Raw genomic sequence first — 16,128 nt, forward strand, 5'->3', positions numbered from 1 at the left:
TTCTCCCCTAACCTTCGTTTTCGGATTTGCGCCGCGTAAAGAGACGGATCGGTGTACCTTCGAAATTGAACGCTGCACGGATTTTGTTCTCCAAATAACGTTCGTAGGAGAAATGCATCAGTGACGGATCATTTACGAACACAACAATCGTCGGCGGCTTCACCGCAACTTGGGTTACGTAGTTGATGCGCAAACGGCGTCCTTTGTCCGTAGGCGGAGGGTTAATCGCTACAGCATCAGATACTACATCATTAACCAGATGCGTCGTAATCCGCAGGGCATGCTGCTGGGCAACATGCTGTACAACCGGAAGCAGCTTCTGAAGACGTTGTTTCGTAAGTGCTGACAAGAAAACAACCGGAGCATAGGTCATAAACAGGAAATGGTCGCGGATCGTGTTCTCAAAGTTCTGCATCGTCTTATCGTCCTTCTCGACGGCATCCCATTTATTCACTACGAAGATCGAAGCTTTCCCTGCATCATGGGCATAACCGGCAATATGCTTGTCCTGGTCGATAATGCCTTCCTGGCCGTTGATGACAACAAGTACTACATCAGCCCGCTCAATCGCACGCATGGCACGCATGACACTGTATTTCTCTGTAGTTTCATATACTTTGCCGCGTTTACGCATACCCGCTGTATCAATCAGGACATACCGCTGTCCATCCCGTTCAAAAGGAGTATCGATCGCATCGCGTGTAGTTCCGGCAACATCACTGACTATAACGCGTTCTTCACCGAGAATAGCGTTCACGAGCGAGGATTTCCCTACGTTCGGGCGTCCAATTAAAGCAACACGAATCACATCTTCATCGTATTCTTCATCTTCCTTTTCCGGAAGCTTTTCAGTAACCGCATCCAGCAGATCGCCGATTCCGGTACCATGGCTGCCGGAAATACCGATCGGATCGCCAATTCCGAGGCTGTAGAATTCATAGATGTCTTCCGTACGCTTCATATTATCCACTTTGTTGATCGCCAGTACGATCGGCTTGCCGGACCGGAACAGAATCTGCGCTACCTCTTCATCTGCATTCGTAAGACCGCTTTTCGCCTCACACATAAAGACGATGACATCCGCTTCCTCGATCGCCAGCTCCGCCTGAACGCGGATCGATTTCAGAATCGCATCTTCACCGTCAATCTCAATTCCTCCGGTATCAATTACACTGAAGGATTTACCGTTCCAATCGGAAACGCCATAAATCCGGTCACGGGTAATCCCCGGTTTATCTTCTACAATGGCCAGTCTATCACCAATCAGCCTGTTAAATATCGTCGATTTCCCGACGTTAGGCCTGCCGACAATGGCCACAACGGGTCTTGCCATATTCATTCCTCCTGTCTTCCTTACGTATTTCATCATAGCAAAAAACAATTCAATTGGAAAACACAATCGGCGAACCCCCGAATGAGGGCCCGCCGATTACTTTACCCGGTATGACACCAAATATAAGACACATAAGTCACCCTATGCGGTATCCTTATATTTCTGTGTAAACATAAATTAAGGGATTAGTTATTGCCCTTGAATTTGTCCAGCTTGTCGCCGAAACGTTCAGCCAGAGTGAAGCTGAGGCCTTCGTTGCTGAGCGAAACGTTAGGATTGTTCAGCACTTCTTTAGGCGCTCTGTCTCTGCTCTCTCTGCGTTCAGGTCTAGCCGTAGGAGCCGGAGCTTCTTCGGTTTCCTTGATGCTGAGGCTAACACGCTTCTCGGATGGATTGAAGTCCAGAACCTTCACTTGAACTTCTTGTCCTTCTTTGAGAACTTCATGCGGAGTGCCGATGTGCTTGTGGGAGATTTGCGAGATGTGCACAAGGCCTTCTACGCCTGGAAGCAGCTCAACAAATGCGCCGAAGTTTACAAGGCGTTTAACTTCACCTGTTACTACATCGCCAATGTTGATTTTGCCGGCAGCGGAATCCCAAGGTCCTGGAGCAGCCGCTTTGATGCTGAGGCTGATTTTGCCTTTTTCAGGGTCCACTTTAAGGACTTTAACGCGAACTTTGTCGCCTTCAGATACAACATCAGATGGTTTTTCCACGTGGTTCCAAGCGATTTCGGATACGTGAACCAGACCGTCAACGCCGCCTACATCAACAAATGCGCCGAATTGAGTCAGACGTTGTACTGTACCTTCGATGATTTGTCCTTCGGACAGCTCGGACATAATCTTTTGTTTGTTGGCTTCGAATTCTTCTTCCAGCACTTCTTTGGCAGACAGAATAACCTTGCTGTTCTCGCGGTCCAGTTCTTTCACTTTCACGCGCAAGGTGCGGCCTTTGTAGTCGCTGAAATCTTCTACGAAGTGACGTTCAACCATGGATGCAGGAATAAATCCGCGAGCGCCAACGTCAGCCACAAGGCCGCCTTTGACAACATCAGCCACAGTAACTTCGAATGCATCTTGGGAAGCAAAATACTTTTCAAGATCTTCCCATGATTTTTCGCTGTCAACCGCACGTTTGGAGAGCACAAGGCTTTCCTTGTTGTCGTTGATGCTGACTACTTTGCATTCCACTTCTTGTCCAACTTCAACCGCTGCAGCAGCGTTGTCCAGCTGTACGGAAGAAAGTTCGCGAATCGGAATCACACCGTCGTATTTATATCCAATGCTTACATAAGCTTGGTTATCTTCGATTTTGACGATTGTTCCTTTCACGGTATCGCCTTTTTTCAGAGAAATGATTTCCAAACCTTCTTGGCTAGTCACTTCTTCTTCATTGCTGGCAACAGGCACAGTGGATTCCACAGTTTCCGTTGCTTCTACGGTTTCGTTGTTCTCAACATTAGCCGCAGCTTCCTGATTTCTTGTTTCTTCAGACATGTGATTACCCTCCTCGATTCAAAACCCCATTTATTTAAACCCGCGTAGCGCAGAGTTCAAAACAATCATTACATGTAATACCACTTGTATTTTTAAGTTAGTATGTTCCAAAAAATAGCGGTTATGCCGTTATTCCTCAGCATTCGTAAAAAGCTCAAAGCTAACGGATTTATTTCGTACTGGGCCTGCCGGTCTTACTCATCTCATGGATCCGTCCCATAATTACGTCGGTAACTTCTTCAAGAGATTCGCTGCCTGCTCCGGCAAATGAGCTGAGATCAATGGGTTCCCCATAAATAACGGTCATTCGGCGGAATGGCTTATAAGAACCGATAATAGCGGCCGGAACAACTGCTGCGCCGCTGCGAAGCGCAAAGCTTGCTGCGCCTTTCTTAGCAACGCCGGAATCAGAGTTACGCGTTCCTTCCGGAAAAATGCCCATAACATGTCCGCTGCGAAGCGTATTAAGGGCCGTTTTAATGGATTCTTTGCTTACGCCGCCACGTTTGACAGGAAAAGCGCCCAGTTTGTCTATGAGCCAGCCCAGCACCGGAACCTTGAATAGTTCGGCCTTGGCCATATACTTGACCTGACGTTTCAGCTTAATCCCAATCGTCATCGGATCGAGCAGGCTGATATGGTTCGCGCAGAGCAGTACCCCGCCCTCCTTTGGCACATTTTCTTTCCCCACAATCTTGAGCGGGAACAGGATGGCATAAATCAAGCGAAGCAATCCACGGCAAATAACATAAATCATGAATGATTTCTCTCCCCGTTAACATGAGATCTGCAGTGGGAGACAATAGCTTCCACGGCTTGATGGATATCCATATAGGTCGTGTCAAGAAGAATAGCATCCTCTGCACGGCGCAGCGGCGAAATCTCCCGTCCTTCATCAAGACGGTCACGGGCTGCAATATCGTGTTCAAGCTGCTGGAGAGTCACTGTTTCCGCATCTTTCAGCTCCTTGTAACGGCGGAGGGCACGTTCCTCCACACTTGCCGTCATGAAAATCTTCACTTCGGCATCCGGCAGTACGGTCGTACCGATATCGCGGCCGTCCATGACTACCCCTTTGCGGAGTGCCATCTGACGCTGCAGATGACTGAGTCTGGATCTTACGCCTTCGAGTTTCGAATACTGCGATACTTGACCGCTGACCTGAAGACTGCGGATATGTGGGGTTACGTCTTCCCCATTAATAAGCACCTTCTGTACATCTTCCTCCGGAATAAGCTCAATCACCATATCGCGGACGAGTTCATCCACCTTATCATGGGCTTCCGGCGGTATGCCTTCACGGAGCATATACCAGGTAATTGCGCGGTACATAGCACCCGTATCAACATAAATGTAAGACAGCTTGCGTGCTACCAATCGGGCTACAGTACTCTTGCCTGCCCCGGCAGGTCCGTCGATGGCGACGTTAATTCTGTCGTTAGTATGTGTCCCCTGCCTATCCAACGGGGCATTCCTCCTCAAACACTCTTTCGTCCGGAAAAACGGCAAAGCCGCATATTTCCAGGGACTTACTGATATTATCAAGAAAAAAGCAGGCATTGCCTGCGACTTATAAAATTATACCACAGTTTGGAACACAGTGCAAAACAGCATATGCCGCTAAACGCATACAAACATCCGGTAAAAGGGTCAGCGGTTGCGGAAATCAAACTGCCGTTCAAAGCAATAGCGGATAATTTTTTGCCGTTCAGCATCAGAAATGGACAGGAACTTCAGCATAACGAGACTGCGCCCGTTTTCCAGCGGCTTCATCCGCACAATTTCCCCTTCAAAATTCGCATGCTCCATGCTGCCGTTGCGGTAAGGAAGGAGCAGCCAGCAGCTGAGCTTGTCGGAAACCGCAAGCTTAACCTTGGCGTCGCTGAGAAATGAAGTTCCCCCGCCCCCGATATCATCGGTCCGGACGAGAAAACGGCTGCCTAGTGCATCTTTCACAGCGAGCTCAAGCTCAGCGTTAACGCGCAAAAAACTGCGGCGCTGAATTTTGAAGATGGATTCCGCTTCCGGCTTGCGAATCCGGACCATACGGATCACATCTTCTTTAAATCCGATAACATGAGTATTGAAATAATTCTTAATCCCGCCTTCAGTAATAAAGTATACGGAGAGCTCGTCACCCATAAACAGCTTTTTAAGCCGTCCCTTATCCACCTGCATCGGAATTTCAATCAGAAAAGCATCATCTTCCATATCCGCGATTCTGGATCGGTATTCGATCTCCGTTTCCGCCGGGTCACTGGAAGCTACCTGTATGTATAGATGTTCATTAATTTTGGGATACAAACCTGTCACCGCCACAAAGTTAGTAAGTTAATCTGTTTTTGATTATAGCATGGCCTTTTGACACCGGGTTAGTAAATATTATAAAATTTCAGAATTTAAAACAAAAACAGGAGGGGCTCCTCTAGGGAACTGACCTCCTGTTTAATTAGAACTTATTTATCCTGTGCTCCAGAGGAAGTACGCACCTCTTCCACTGCCTCTTCATTTCCATCCGCAGCATTCAAATAAATCCGGTATTGTGAACCGTTGATTTTGCCCCCGAATTCATACGTAAGAAGCTCCACAGCATCTTCATTTTCAATCCAGGCCAGACGGTGATAAAGCTCTTTGAATTCCGGGTTCAAGTGTTTTCTGGCCTCTGCAAGCGATAGGCCGGGTTTGGGGATTTCGCGCTTTTCCTGATGTTCTTTGACAAAGTCGCTCGCCTGGAAACCAGTAGGATCCCCCGTATCCAGTGCAACCCGCACCGTCATTTTCTCAGGATAGATCAGCACACCGTTCTGGCTGCTCACAAAAGTCAGGTTCCCGAGATTATCATAACGGTCCGCACTGACTGCGGTCATTCCCGGATAACCCTTTTTTTTCAGGAATTCGCCTGCTTTGGTTACCGCCTGTTTCATCGAGACTTTGGCCGGTCCGACCTCGCGGTTATCATTATACGAAATCAGCAGCCCGCCTTCTCTTGTAAAGTCCATGCTGATCGGCTGCTGATGATCGGGGCTAGACACCATAGCCGTAAATGAAGCCCACTCGGTGCCTTTTCCGTTCTCACGGACATCCACCTTCTCATTACCGCCGATGTCGGCAAACTTCACGGCTTTTGCTTTGATTTCCTCTGCAGTAACCGGCTTGCCCCCGAGTTTCTTCACGGAACGTTTGTCATAAATGCTGGCCACGGATGGCCCCCAATCCAGTTCGGGATAGGCTGCAACCCGTTTATCCACTGTTTTAAAACCGTCAATAATCGTATTATCCTCGGCTTTTTCCTCAGTCGCGAGTGCAGACTCCACATCCATCCAGCGCAGCTTATTGCCAATAACCTTCTGTTGCACTTCCTGCAAATCCTTGGAGATTTCGCCGGAATTTTTATAGAGCGCCTTGAGGTTTCCCAATTCGGCTTCTGTCAGCGGCTTTTTCGTGAAGTCACGGACAGCAGCTTTATAAGAGAAGTTGGCGATCTTCGAAAGAAATTCCTCCGTCTCACTGAACGGCAACAATGTAAGCGGAAGCTGGTTGATCTCATTCTGTGCCTCACTGGTTAACCGCCATACATTAACGAGGCCTTTGCGGTGCATTCCGTTCGAGGAAGAGTTCACTGCAAGGGTATTACCGAGTTCACCATGAAGCCGCTCCACGTGAAAAGAAAGATCATGGAAGGCTCGCTGATACTGATTCTCCGCTTTGATTAGAATTGAGTTTTTCTCCTGGTTCTCCTGATATCCCCAGACCAGCGCTCCTACCAGCAACAATGCGGTAAGCGGGAACATTATGGCACTTAATCTTTTGTACATAGGGCTGCAAGACTCCTTTCGGTAGCTTATTGCCGTTAGTTTGACAATAACTGAGAAGAGTTATGCACCTTACTGGCCCCCAAAAAAAAGAGAATACTTCCAGAGCCTCCGGTTCAGGCCCGTTCTTCAATCTCAAAACCGCTGCTGCTGCTGCACAGGCACTGCTTGAAGCCGGTCTGTATCACTCCGTGCTCCTTGTTACCTCTTAATATGTAGGTTTCACCACACTGCTTGCAGACAATCCGCACTTTTACACGCAAAAAAGACACCTCTCTCCTCTCTGGAATTCCTTGCTTACGGAACTTTCCGGGTAAGATTAAGTGTGTCCATCTCATTTATAGGTTAACCTCTTCCTCACGCTTCAAAAAACGGAACGGGGAGCGGCTGTTGGCCAGCGCCACCTTTCCCATGCCTCCATACCATAATACAGCCATCAGAGGCACGATAAACCATATCCAGTAATTCGCTGTAGTACTTAGTATAAAGTCATAGATTCCATGCCACAGCCAAGGCAGCAAGAGCGAGACTAGCAGGACTCCCCGCGTTCTGTTCCCCCTCGAGAACTTGGCTCTGCCCATGTGATATCCCATAATAACTCCGAACATCGCATGTCCCGAGACCGGCAGCAATGCCCTCATAAACATTGAACCGATAGAAGCATGGCTGTACCAGGCATACATTATATTCTCAATTGTTGCAAAGCCTAGCGAAATCGCTACGGCATATAGTATTCCATCATATGGCTCGTCAAATTCGGTATGATTGTAAATCATATGGTACAGCACAAACCACTTCAAGCATTCCTCCACTCCTGAAGAGATGAGGAAAGAATCGACATAGGGACCACCACTCAGCCCCAGCACCATGCCCCTCTGAATGATCATAACCGGAAAAACAATCAGCAGGCCGAGCAAAAATACCTTTATGACCATATGCAGCGGTTCCTGATCATACTTATCTTTCAGATAGAAAAAAGTCAGCAGCGCAAGTCCCGGTGCCACTGCCGACGTAATGACCGATAACAAAAGCACCGAATAACCTCCCCGAGCTTATCTCTCCTATCTGTTACCGCTGAACCCGGCGGTACACAGGAAAGTCATATTTCAAAACTAGAGGAAAGGGCCGGGCGCAGGCCCGGGCTCTCCTCAACCGCTTATTCCTGGCGCTTAAAATGAGTGCACAATAACTGGATTGCATTCTCAGCCATTACGGTCTTTCCGTATTCATCCAGAACAGCTTCTGTAACAGGGGACGAATCCCCGAACTCCGACAATACGGCTACAATTCCCGTAAGGACATTCTCTTCATATTCCTTCGGATCGAAGTAGAGGTACCATTTATCGTTATAAGAATACAGTTTTCCCTGGGAAGTAATATTGCCGATGAGCACATGAGCCGCTTCAACCAAAACTTCAAAATCGCGGAATGCATACACAATGGAGTCGCTTTGTTCTAGAGTAACTTCCATTTCGTAAATCTCTTCAGGCATTTCTTCTTCCCCGGCTCCACCGTACTGATGGTGATCATATTTCCCCCGGGTCACAATAACGACCATACCTTGCGCGGGCAATGCGAACACTTCCACGGCAAGCGGACCTGTAGCGTCAAAACCAAGTTCACTGTACGCCTGGTCCATCATTTCCGTAAAAAGGTCATGCACCTTGGGAACTTCCTGCCACATATCTTCCTTCTGGATGCCCCGCTCGCTCAGGTCGTCAAAAGTGAGGAAAATCCGTATCTTATCTTGACCTAATCGCTCTATTCTCATGACAGGATCCTCCTTTTGCAAGCTCATTTAATATTAATGTATGATGAGTCCCGAGTAATGAGCCAAAAATGGTTACTATGTATGTATGTTATCATTTTGGCGCTGTAAATGCACGTAAATAAATATTTTTATGACCCATTTATTCGCGCTGTCTGATAAAAAAAGAATCATTTTGCGGATGGAATCATCCCCAAAATGATTCTGCAATGTTGCTTTGCGGTTACAAACCGGGTATTGCTGTATGAGTTTCTTTAAGAATTTGCTCTACTTCATGTTTTACATCAGGGTTACTGCGGATGAAATCCTTCAGCAATTTAAGATTGGATTCCTTGGATTTAATCGCAGACTCCTTCTGGTCGGCATTGCTGGCAGCCTTATGCTCAGCTTTCTCATTGGCGCCGTCCGTTTGGGTGCTGCCGAATCCGGTCATCGCCATACCCATAATTTTGTCCCGTGCCTTCTCCCCTGCCCCCTGCATCTGGCCGCCCGGCTGCAGGAGCGAGGACATCATGGTACTGCGTTTTTTGGACATCATCATACTGGCGGCTGCACCCAGCATCACTCCGCATAGAAATGACGAAGTATTCATATCTCTAACCTCCTTGTATGGTAAAATCATGCTTAGTGTTCGCGGAAAGATTCCGGCTCATACAGCCAAACAACAAGAAAGCGAGATGAAAAAAGTGGGTAAAGCAATATCAGCACTCCTACTGGCAACCCTACTGCTGTCTGCTTGCAGCGGCGGGAAGAACGGGGACACTACAGGGAGCAGTGTAATGCCATCTGCCAGCGCTAACCAGGAAGCCTCAGCAGCACCAGCTGACCAGGGTAAGAGCCCTGCAGCACCAAGTCCTTCTCCTTCTCCAACCTCTGAAGGTACCGGAGGAAATGAAACAGCAGCCGCAACGGCTACTTCCGAAACAGGCGCAACGGCCCAGCCCAGTGAAGAACCGGCTTCAGCAGAAATCCCACTGCTGTACCATATGAACAAAAATTACGACATTGTCCCAAATGAAGAAGGAACAAATAAAAAAGTGGTCCTGCTTACCTTTGATGACGGTCCTAAGGAAGCGGATATGATTAATTCACTGATCGACACGCTGGATAAACATCAGGCGAAGGCAATCTTTTTCGTGAACGGCTACCGGGTGAAGGAGCATCCAGAACTGCTAAAGCTGATCCACGACCGCGGTGGCATTCTTGGGAACCACAGCTGGGATCATATTGTCCTGAAAGATAAATCGTACAGTGAAGTAAAGAAACAGATCGAGAATGTGCAGACTATCGTGAAGCAGGTAACCGGCGAATCCCCGGTATTCTTCCGTCCGCCGCACGGTGCAGGCGGGGATGTCGGTAAAAAGGTAGCTGCGGAGAACGGCCTGCTTTATATGACCTGGTCTGTCGGATCGCTGGATTGGGAAATGAAAGAGAAGGAACAGGGAAAAACCGATACACTGATTAAAAATGTGACAGGTCAGCTTCACTCCGGCAGCAATATACTGATGCATGAGCTTCCATGGACTGTAGAGGCACTTGACAAGCTGCTTACCACCCTGGAAGGCAAAGGATACAGCTTTGTCGACCCGCGAAGCATTGAGCTGAAGATGCGCTAAAAGCATAAAGTACTTATACTCCCCAAAAAAAGGGATCCCAGGCACTATTGCCCGGGATCCCTTTTTTACGTTTACATTAGGGTATGAACAAAACTCGTTGAAAGGGGAACACCCAATTTATTCATAAAATATATGGCTCAAGGCTTCAAGTTCAAGCCCTGTCCTGTCCTAGACGCAGCGTCAGCACATGAATTTCTGCAGGACTGCGCCAGCGGATCGGGAGATGTGCTGTACCGAAGCCGCGGCTGATCAGTAGCTTGGCATCAGCTCCGGTTCCATCTTCCCGGGGAATGCTGTATTTGCCGGCATTATATGTACGATAGAACGGATCGGTATGCATTTGCAGGCCAAACGGAAGAACAACCTGGCCGCCATGCGTGTGCCCGGCAAGGACAAGGTCTGCAGGAACGGAGGACTGCTTCGAGAGCCACAGCGGATCGTGCACAAGGATGATCCTGCAGTATGGTACAGCAGATAAAGGAGCAAGCGGTAGTGGGGCATACTTTCTCTTGCCCCCCTGCTTAGGGAAATCCACACCTGTCAGCAGCAGCTTCTGCCCTTTCCGTTCGAGAAAGACGTTCTCATCCATAAGCAGTCTGGCTCCGCTGCCGCGGATAATATTATCTACAAGTAGCACCTTTGCCTTATAGTCATGATTGCCATGAACGGCATATACAGGAGCAATGGAACATAGTAAGTTCATATTATCAGAAAGACGGCTTAGCGAATTCCCTTTCTCAGTGATGTCGCCGCCCAGGAATACGGCATCGATCTCCCCGCCCAGGGACGCCTGCAAGGCTTTGGGAAGCAGTCTACGGTGGATATCAGTAATAAACAAAATACGGAAGCCGTCAAATCCTGGGGGCAAAGCATCCAGGACTATTTCCTCGGCAATAATTCTATGCCTGAAAGCGGCAGCTAACATTATTGATCCAAAGATGCAAAGCGCAAGAACAGCAGCTGCCGCTATAGCTGTCATCCAGGCGGTTACCATAACGTCCTCAGCTCAGGTGCGCCTTCAATTCCCCACCATACAAGCGATGCAAGCAGCAGGACAAATATAAAATACAGCGAGTTGACGAATATTTTACTCAGGCGGACGCGTTCAGAAGGATAGCTCTGGGAACGGGAAGGCGTATCTTCCGGCTCCTGAGTTGTCTGGCGGTTTCCTGCAGGTTTCGGTGAAGCTGCCGCATATTTCGCTTTTCTGGACAGCGTTCCAGGCACCGGGACAACCGGTTCATTCTGCGCAGTGGCTGATAGGGTTGTACTCATTGCTTTTCCCCTCTTGAGTCGAGGCTGGCCTTTGCCATTATTTGGTTTGCTGCGGGATTTAACCCGGCTTAATTCCTCGCTCATGATTCCCTCCTGTAGCGGATCACTAGCCCTGAGAACAGATCGATCAGGAAATGACATAATATCGGTGCCCACAGGGTTCCTGTGTGGATGTAAATATATCCCAGACCATAACTGCTGAGGAACACCCAGCCGGTCGGAATAAAGTGGCGCAAATAACGCACATGAATCACTGCAAACAGAATGCTTGTCCAGTAGGGTCCGAATGAGTGCTGGATAGCTCCCCTAAACAAAAGCTCTTCGCATACGGCCACCATGGCCGCGATGATGATGATGTGCCAGAGCGGCCTGCGGCCGAATAAAAGATCATTTATGCCTCCATCATCCATGCTTTCTTCCGGTACGATATGGGTTAACAAAAAATCCACAATCAGCATAATTCCAGCTAAACCAAGGCCCCAGAGCACAAATTTGGCGCTGCCGGGAAAATTTAATATGTCAAACGGATTTCTTTTCTGCAATAATATCCATATCAAACCGATAAATAAGGTAAGCCCCTGTGTAATATAGAGATTGAGCAGAAGCAGCTTATCAGTAAGATGCTGAGGGTCGGCCTTTTTGATTTTGATATCGCCAAATTTAAATTTTTTCATGGTAACCTGCCTGTTCTAAATTGTTTTTACATAAGATAATTTCCCTAGAAGAAGGAGCACTAATTATGAATAGCCGTACCTCCCGCACTCAAATGTTGTATACCCTAAGTTTTCTATTTTTCCTGATTTGCGCATTTGCCGCATTTTTCACGGGAGTGAAGGTTGGAGCTGACAAGACAGAGGCAAAATATTCTCATCTAAACGATGCTGAAGGGGCGGTGGAGGAATTCTCCGGCTCATACCAGCAGCAGGATCTTGTTACTTTCTATCATAACGTATTTTTGCCTTACCGGGAATTCAAGCGGAATTGGAACAATGAAGTAGAAAATCTCGCACGCAGCACGGATGCACGTGAGAACGCGGCAACACTGAAAAATCTCAGTATCCTGGCGGACAAGCAATATGACAAGGTCAGCAAGGACTCTCTGTTCACCAGTTCACCACTTTTGTTTCAATCCCAGCTTAACATACTTAAAAGCCTGACGCTCTTCTCCCAGGCTTCGAGCAAGGTTACCGCAGGGACATCCGGCGCCGAAACTGCCAAAGTACTGAAGAACGACACTTTTACAGCAAGTGCTATTAAATTCGGGCTGCTCGGTCAAAAAGACTTCTACGATTCCATGCTCAAATGGGGTTCCAAAACGAACAGCATCATCCCTGCTGAGCCCGGGGAGCTCAAAACGCTGTCCTTCGTAGCTTGGAAAAAGATGCCTCTCCTGCTCAAGAACTCGACTATCGCGAATATTATGCTGAACCGGAAGATATACGGCGGATACGATCCTCAGGATATTACAGCGAAGATCGATGACATGATCTATTCCGGCACAGCCAGCTCACTGAAACTGAAGGACGTCCAGTCTTCGGTCACCCTGTTAATTTCAACGGGCGCTGTACAGGAGCAGGACTTCATGAAATGGCGGGAACAGTACTATGGCAAGGAAATCATGCCGCAGCTGCCCTTCTTTTATGAGTAGAACCAGCTATTGCATCATAACGAAAAATGAAATTCACTTCAAGGCGGCCCGGCGAATAAGCCTATTGACACATCTGGCATCACCATGTTACATTATGAAAAATTAATCACGCAAAACCGATGAAGGAACAAAGATTCTGGTAGTCTTCAGAGAGCCGGTGGGTGGTGCAAACCGGTGGCGGACAGAATTTTTTAGCGCTCCTGAGATATTGTATCGAACGAATAGTAGGTGCAATCGGATCATCTCCGTTATCAGTGTGGCCTTTGCAGGCCAATGAGGCTGCTTCTTAACAGTTGCAGTGAATTAGGGTGGTACCACGATAACTCTCGTCCCTTACTACGGCAGTAGTATGGGGTTGGGGGTTTTTTTGTTACCCATATTTATGATTTTTGGTCTAAAAGCCCACTGTCCGTGTTTCTGGTGTTCCTACATGCTTTCTCTTTTATGCGACAGCGCGTTACTCTGTTATTTTGACAATGCTTTACAACTGTTATTGAGTAATCTGGTACTGTGGACTGCCTCATGAGGGCATCCTTAGGCATATTAAGCTTTCTAACTTTTAAGGGGGATAAGAAACCATGTTTAAAGTATTAGTATCGGATCCGATCAGTGATTTGGGCATTCAGCAATTGATGGACGCAAACGATGTAGTTGTGGACAAGAAAACAGGACTGAGCGAAGATGAACTGATTGCCATCATTGGCGAATATGACGGTCTGCTTGTCCGCAGCCAGACGACGGTTACAGAGAAAATAATCGCTGCCGGCACCAACCTGAAGGTTATCGGCCGTGCCGGAGTCGGAGTTGACAACATCAAGCTGGAGGCGGCTACGCAGCGCGGTGTCGTGGTCATTAACGCCCCGGACGGAAATACAATTACAACCTGTGAGCATGCATTCGCCATGATGATGGCACTGGCGCGCCACATCCCGCAGGCTTATGCCAAGACGATTTCCGGCGTGTGGGATAAGAAGACCTTCCTTGGCGTAGAGCTGCGCGGCAAAACATTAGGTGTTCTCGGTATGGGCCGCATCGGCAGCGAAGTAGCTAAACGCGCTAAAGCGTTCGGCATGAACATTCTTGCCTACGATCCGTTCCTGACCCCTGACCGTGCGGAGAAGCTGGAAGTAAAACTTGCTTCCGTTGACGACATCGTCCGCGGTGCGGATTTCATTACCGTACACACTCCGCTCACTGCCGAAACCCGTCATATGATTTCCCGCCCGCAGTTTGAAGTTATGAAAAAGGGAATGCGTATCATTAACTGTGCCCGCGGGGGAGTCATTGATGAAATGGCACTCGTTGAAGCAATCGACAGCGGAATTGTTGCCGGGGCTGCCTTCGACGTATTCGAGAAGGAACCGCCGCAGGCCGATCACCCGTTCCTGTCCCATCCTAAGATCATCGTAACCCCGCATCTCGGTGCCTCAACCGTAGAAGCCCAGGAGAACGTAGCCATCGACGTATCGGAGCAGGTGCTGCACATTCTGCGCAACGAGCCGTTCATCAATGCTGTTAACATTCCGCCGGTTGCACCAAGCGTAATGAATAAGCTCCAGCCATACTTCACCCTCGGCGAGAAGCTTGGCAGCTTCGCTACACAGCTCACACACGGTGCGATCAGTGAAATCACTGTCGAATATGCCGGAGATCTCTCGGACGTGGATACACAGCCGCTGACCCGCTATATTGTTAAGGGTGTGCTCTCCCGCCACTTCGGCGGCGATGTCAATATCGTCAACTCCATGCATTTGGCTAAAACCAGGGATGTTAATGTAATTGTTACGAAATCCCCTAAGACCAAAGGCTTCACTAACCTGATTACCGTTACTCTGAAAGCAGATCCGGACGAGGAACGCCTGGTAGCTGGTACCCTGCTGCAGGGATACGGCGAGCGTATCGTCCAAGTGAATAAATTCCCGGTCGACATTGCTCCGGAAGGCCATCAAATTCTGATCTCCCACAACGATAAACCGGGAATTATCGGTCTCGTCGGCACATTGCTGGGTGAAAATGACGTCAATATCGCATCCATGCAGGTGGGACGCAAAATCGTCGGCGGTGCGGCAATTATGCTTCTGACCGTCGACAAGGCAGTACCGCAGCAAGTCCTGGTTAAGCTGGCCGGATTGCAGGAAATTAATACTGCAGAAGAAGTTATTCTGCTGTAGAATCTTTTAGCAAATAAAAAACGCCCGTTCGGAATGCGGCTGGATTGCCGTCCATTCCAAACGGGCGTTTTTCTTTATTCAGGGACGTGAAAGACCGGCACTCTGCGTCCGTCAATATCCGTGAATCCGTATTTCTCCGCCAGTTCCCCTACCTGCAGTGGAATTCCCGTCAAAGCCATCTTATCAGCATCTGCGGCCAGGGCCACTACTGCCCGTCCTATATACGCCGTAGATTCACTTGACTTCAGTTCCTCCACCTCCTGCCAATGTGCCTCGTCTGTACCAAGGCTCTCCAGCACCAGCTCGGTCCGCATCCACCCGGGTGACAGCGGAATAACGGCAATTCCGTCCGCAGCGAGTTCAACAGACAATCCGTAAGCCATGCGAACCAGTGCATTTTTGGCCAGATCATAATATAAATTACCGATGTATTTATAACGGTCCCAATAGGTGGTGTGAATAATCAGTCTCCCGCCGTCCTGGCTGCTGCGCATCAGCGGAATCGCATAATAGTTAGTCATCAGCTGCGCCCTGACACCAGCATCGAACATATTCCCCCAGTGCTCTGTCGGCAGCTCCCAGAACGGTTTGCTGTCGATCGGGAGTTCATTACCGCCCCATACATTGTTGACCAGGATATCAAGTCTGCCCTGCTCTTCGGCGATCTGCCGGACAACACTCTCTGTCTGACTATCCTTAGTGTGGTCACAGCGGATAGCCGCTCCCTCACCTCCACTAAGGAGAATCTCATTTATCACACTGTCTACTGTCCCTTTCCGGCGCCCTTCCTGCTGGGCACCGGAACTTCTGCCGGTTAGATAGACGTAAGCGCCCGCTTTGGCCAGTTCCATCGCGATCCCCCGCCCTGCTCCTCTGCTTGCTCCGGTAACCAGTGCTACTTTTCCCCGCAGATTTGTCAACATTAATTCGCCCCTCTCCATTTTCAGTCCTTAGTATTGTTTCTCCGCTTTCGTTAATTATTGTAACGCTTATATATGACACCAAT

Annotated in this window: 17 protein-coding genes and 1 other annotated feature; of the genes, 3 read left to right on the forward strand and 14 right to left on the reverse strand. The window is 48.6% G+C overall.

Annotated features, from left to right (window positions below; genetic code table 11):
• Nucleotides 1-7 precede the first annotated feature (7 nt).
• From der to QU597_RS18760, 10 genes are all read right to left on the reverse strand, one after another.
• A complete protein-coding gene (gene der / locus QU597_RS18715; protein ID WP_054941374.1) occupies nt 8-1,333 on the reverse strand; it encodes a ribosome biogenesis GTPase Der in 1,326 nt (441 codons plus the stop codon).
• 185 nt (nt 1,334-1,518) lie between these two features.
• Nucleotides 1,519-2,832 carry a 30S ribosomal protein S1 gene (gene rpsA / locus QU597_RS18720; RefSeq protein WP_310829332.1) on the reverse strand — a complete coding sequence of 438 codons (1,314 nt, stop codon included), beginning with the start codon at nt 2,830-2,832 and terminating at the stop codon, nt 1,519-1,521.
• Between the two features lie 169 nt (nt 2,833-3,001).
• Nucleotides 3,002-3,589 carry a lysophospholipid acyltransferase family protein gene (locus QU597_RS18725; protein ID WP_310829333.1) on the reverse strand — a complete coding sequence of 196 codons (588 nt, stop codon included), beginning with the start codon at nt 3,587-3,589 and terminating at the stop codon, nt 3,002-3,004.
• Nucleotides 3,586-4,296 carry a (d)CMP kinase gene (gene cmk / locus QU597_RS18730; protein WP_310829334.1) on the reverse strand — a complete coding sequence of 237 codons (711 nt, stop codon included), beginning with the start codon at nt 4,294-4,296 and terminating at the stop codon, nt 3,586-3,588. The genes QU597_RS18725 and cmk overlap by 4 nt, the downstream gene beginning before the upstream one ends.
• Before the next feature lie 186 nt (nt 4,297-4,482).
• Complete coding sequence (locus tag QU597_RS18735; RefSeq protein WP_310829335.1) at nt 4,483-5,136, reverse strand: flagellar brake protein; 654 nt, start codon at nt 5,134-5,136, stop codon at nt 4,483-4,485.
• Between the two features lie 152 nt (nt 5,137-5,288).
• On the reverse strand, nt 5,289-6,647 hold the full coding sequence (gene ypeB, locus QU597_RS18740) for a germination protein YpeB (protein WP_310829336.1): 1,359 nt from the start codon (nt 6,645-6,647) through the stop codon (nt 5,289-5,291).
• 113 nt (nt 6,648-6,760) lie between these two features.
• Nucleotides 6,761-6,907 carry a hypothetical protein gene (locus QU597_RS18745; protein ID WP_206100857.1) on the reverse strand — a complete coding sequence of 49 codons (147 nt, stop codon included), beginning with the start codon at nt 6,905-6,907 and terminating at the stop codon, nt 6,761-6,763.
• 75 nt (nt 6,908-6,982) lie between these two features.
• A complete protein-coding gene (prsW, locus tag QU597_RS18750; RefSeq protein ID WP_310829337.1) occupies nt 6,983-7,678 on the reverse strand; it encodes a glutamic-type intramembrane protease PrsW in 696 nt (231 codons plus the stop codon).
• A 122-nt stretch (nt 7,679-7,800) separates the two neighbouring features.
• Complete coding sequence (locus QU597_RS18755) at nt 7,801-8,415, reverse strand: genetic competence negative regulator (RefSeq protein ID WP_054941380.1); 615 nt, start codon at nt 8,413-8,415, stop codon at nt 7,801-7,803.
• Between the two features lie 220 nt (nt 8,416-8,635).
• Nucleotides 8,636-9,004 carry a hypothetical protein gene (locus QU597_RS18760; protein ID WP_310829338.1) on the reverse strand — a complete coding sequence of 123 codons (369 nt, stop codon included), beginning with the start codon at nt 9,002-9,004 and terminating at the stop codon, nt 8,636-8,638.
• A gap of 187 nt (nt 9,005-9,191) precedes the next feature.
• Here QU597_RS18760 and QU597_RS18765 point away from each other — a divergent pair, with 187 nt between their 5' ends.
• A complete protein-coding gene (locus QU597_RS18765) occupies nt 9,192-10,028 on the forward strand; it encodes a polysaccharide deacetylase family protein (protein ID WP_370656196.1) in 837 nt (278 codons plus the stop codon).
• Between the two features lie 151 nt (nt 10,029-10,179).
• On the opposite strand, the gene QU597_RS18770 is transcribed toward QU597_RS18765, so the two are convergent.
• From QU597_RS18770 to QU597_RS18780, 3 genes are read right to left on the reverse strand one after another with little or no spacing between them, the layout of a single operon-like run.
• A complete protein-coding gene (locus QU597_RS18770) occupies nt 10,180-11,022 on the reverse strand; it encodes a metallophosphoesterase (protein ID WP_310829340.1) in 843 nt (280 codons plus the stop codon).
• Nucleotides 11,016-11,387 carry a hypothetical protein gene (locus QU597_RS18775; RefSeq protein WP_310829341.1) on the reverse strand — a complete coding sequence of 124 codons (372 nt, stop codon included), beginning with the start codon at nt 11,385-11,387 and terminating at the stop codon, nt 11,016-11,018. Before QU597_RS18775 ends, QU597_RS18770 begins: the two co-directional genes overlap by 7 nt.
• Nucleotides 11,384-11,977, reverse strand: a complete 594-nt coding sequence (locus QU597_RS18780; protein WP_310829342.1) for a CPBP family glutamic-type intramembrane protease — start codon at nt 11,975-11,977, stop codon at nt 11,384-11,386. Before QU597_RS18780 ends, QU597_RS18775 begins: the two co-directional genes overlap by 4 nt.
• 65 nt (nt 11,978-12,042) lie before the next feature.
• On the opposite strand from QU597_RS18780, the gene QU597_RS18785 reads away from it, so the two are divergent.
• Complete coding sequence (locus QU597_RS18785; RefSeq protein ID WP_310829343.1) at nt 12,043-12,951, forward strand: hypothetical protein; 909 nt, start codon at nt 12,043-12,045, stop codon at nt 12,949-12,951.
• A 110-nt stretch (nt 12,952-13,061) separates the two neighbouring features.
• Nucleotides 13,062-13,288, forward strand: a binding site (T-box leader).
• Nucleotides 13,289-13,529: 241 nt separating this feature from the next.
• Nucleotides 13,530-15,122 carry a phosphoglycerate dehydrogenase gene (gene serA, locus QU597_RS18790; RefSeq protein ID WP_310829344.1) on the forward strand — a complete coding sequence of 531 codons (1,593 nt, stop codon included), beginning with the start codon at nt 13,530-13,532 and terminating at the stop codon, nt 15,120-15,122.
• Nucleotides 15,123-15,196: 74 nt separating this feature from the next.
• Here serA and QU597_RS18795 read toward each other — a convergent pair whose 3' ends face one another.
• On the reverse strand, nt 15,197-16,045 hold the full coding sequence (locus tag QU597_RS18795) for an SDR family NAD(P)-dependent oxidoreductase (protein ID WP_310829345.1): 849 nt from the start codon (nt 16,043-16,045) through the stop codon (nt 15,197-15,199).
• Between the last annotated feature and the right edge of the window lie 83 nt (nt 16,046-16,128).

It is taken from the genome of Paenibacillus pedocola (assembly GCF_031599675.1).
GTDB lineage: Bacteria > Bacillota > Bacilli > Paenibacillales > Paenibacillaceae > Paenibacillus_AQ > Paenibacillus_AQ pedocola.

Bases quoted from the DNA above. Each gene is read 5' to 3' on its own strand.
- der (WP_054941374.1), bottom strand. From the start codon at position 1,333: ATGGCAAGACCCGTTGTGGCCATTGTCGGCAGGCCTAACGTCGGGAAA.
- rpsA (WP_310829332.1), bottom strand. From the start codon at position 2,832: ATGTCTGAAGAAACAAGAAATCAGGAAGCTGCGGCTAATGTTGAGAAC.
- QU597_RS18725 (WP_310829333.1), bottom strand. From the start codon at position 3,589: ATGATTTATGTTATTTGCCGTGGATTGCTTCGCTTGATTTATGCCATC.
- ypeB (WP_310829336.1), bottom strand. From the start codon at position 6,647: ATGTACAAAAGATTAAGTGCCATAATGTTCCCGCTTACCGCATTGTTG.
- QU597_RS18755 (WP_054941380.1), bottom strand. From the start codon at position 8,415: ATGAGAATAGAGCGATTAGGTCAAGATAAGATACGGATTTTCCTCACT.
- QU597_RS18760 (WP_310829338.1), bottom strand. From the start codon at position 9,004: ATGAATACTTCGTCATTTCTATGCGGAGTGATGCTGGGTGCAGCCGCC.
- QU597_RS18765 (WP_370656196.1), top strand. From the start codon at position 9,192: ATGCCATCTGCCAGCGCTAACCAGGAAGCCTCAGCAGCACCAGCTGAC.
- QU597_RS18770 (WP_310829340.1), bottom strand. From the start codon at position 11,022: ATGGTAACCGCCTGGATGACAGCTATAGCGGCAGCTGCTGTTCTTGCG.
- QU597_RS18775 (WP_310829341.1), bottom strand. From the start codon at position 11,387: ATGAGCGAGGAATTAAGCCGGGTTAAATCCCGCAGCAAACCAAATAAT.
- QU597_RS18780 (WP_310829342.1), bottom strand. From the start codon at position 11,977: ATGAAAAAATTTAAATTTGGCGATATCAAAATCAAAAAGGCCGACCCT.
- QU597_RS18785 (WP_310829343.1), top strand. From the start codon at position 12,043: ATGAATAGCCGTACCTCCCGCACTCAAATGTTGTATACCCTAAGTTTT.
- serA (WP_310829344.1), top strand. From the start codon at position 13,530: ATGTTTAAAGTATTAGTATCGGATCCGATCAGTGATTTGGGCATTCAG.
- QU597_RS18795 (WP_310829345.1), bottom strand. From the start codon at position 16,045: ATGTTGACAAATCTGCGGGGAAAAGTAGCACTGGTTACCGGAGCAAGC.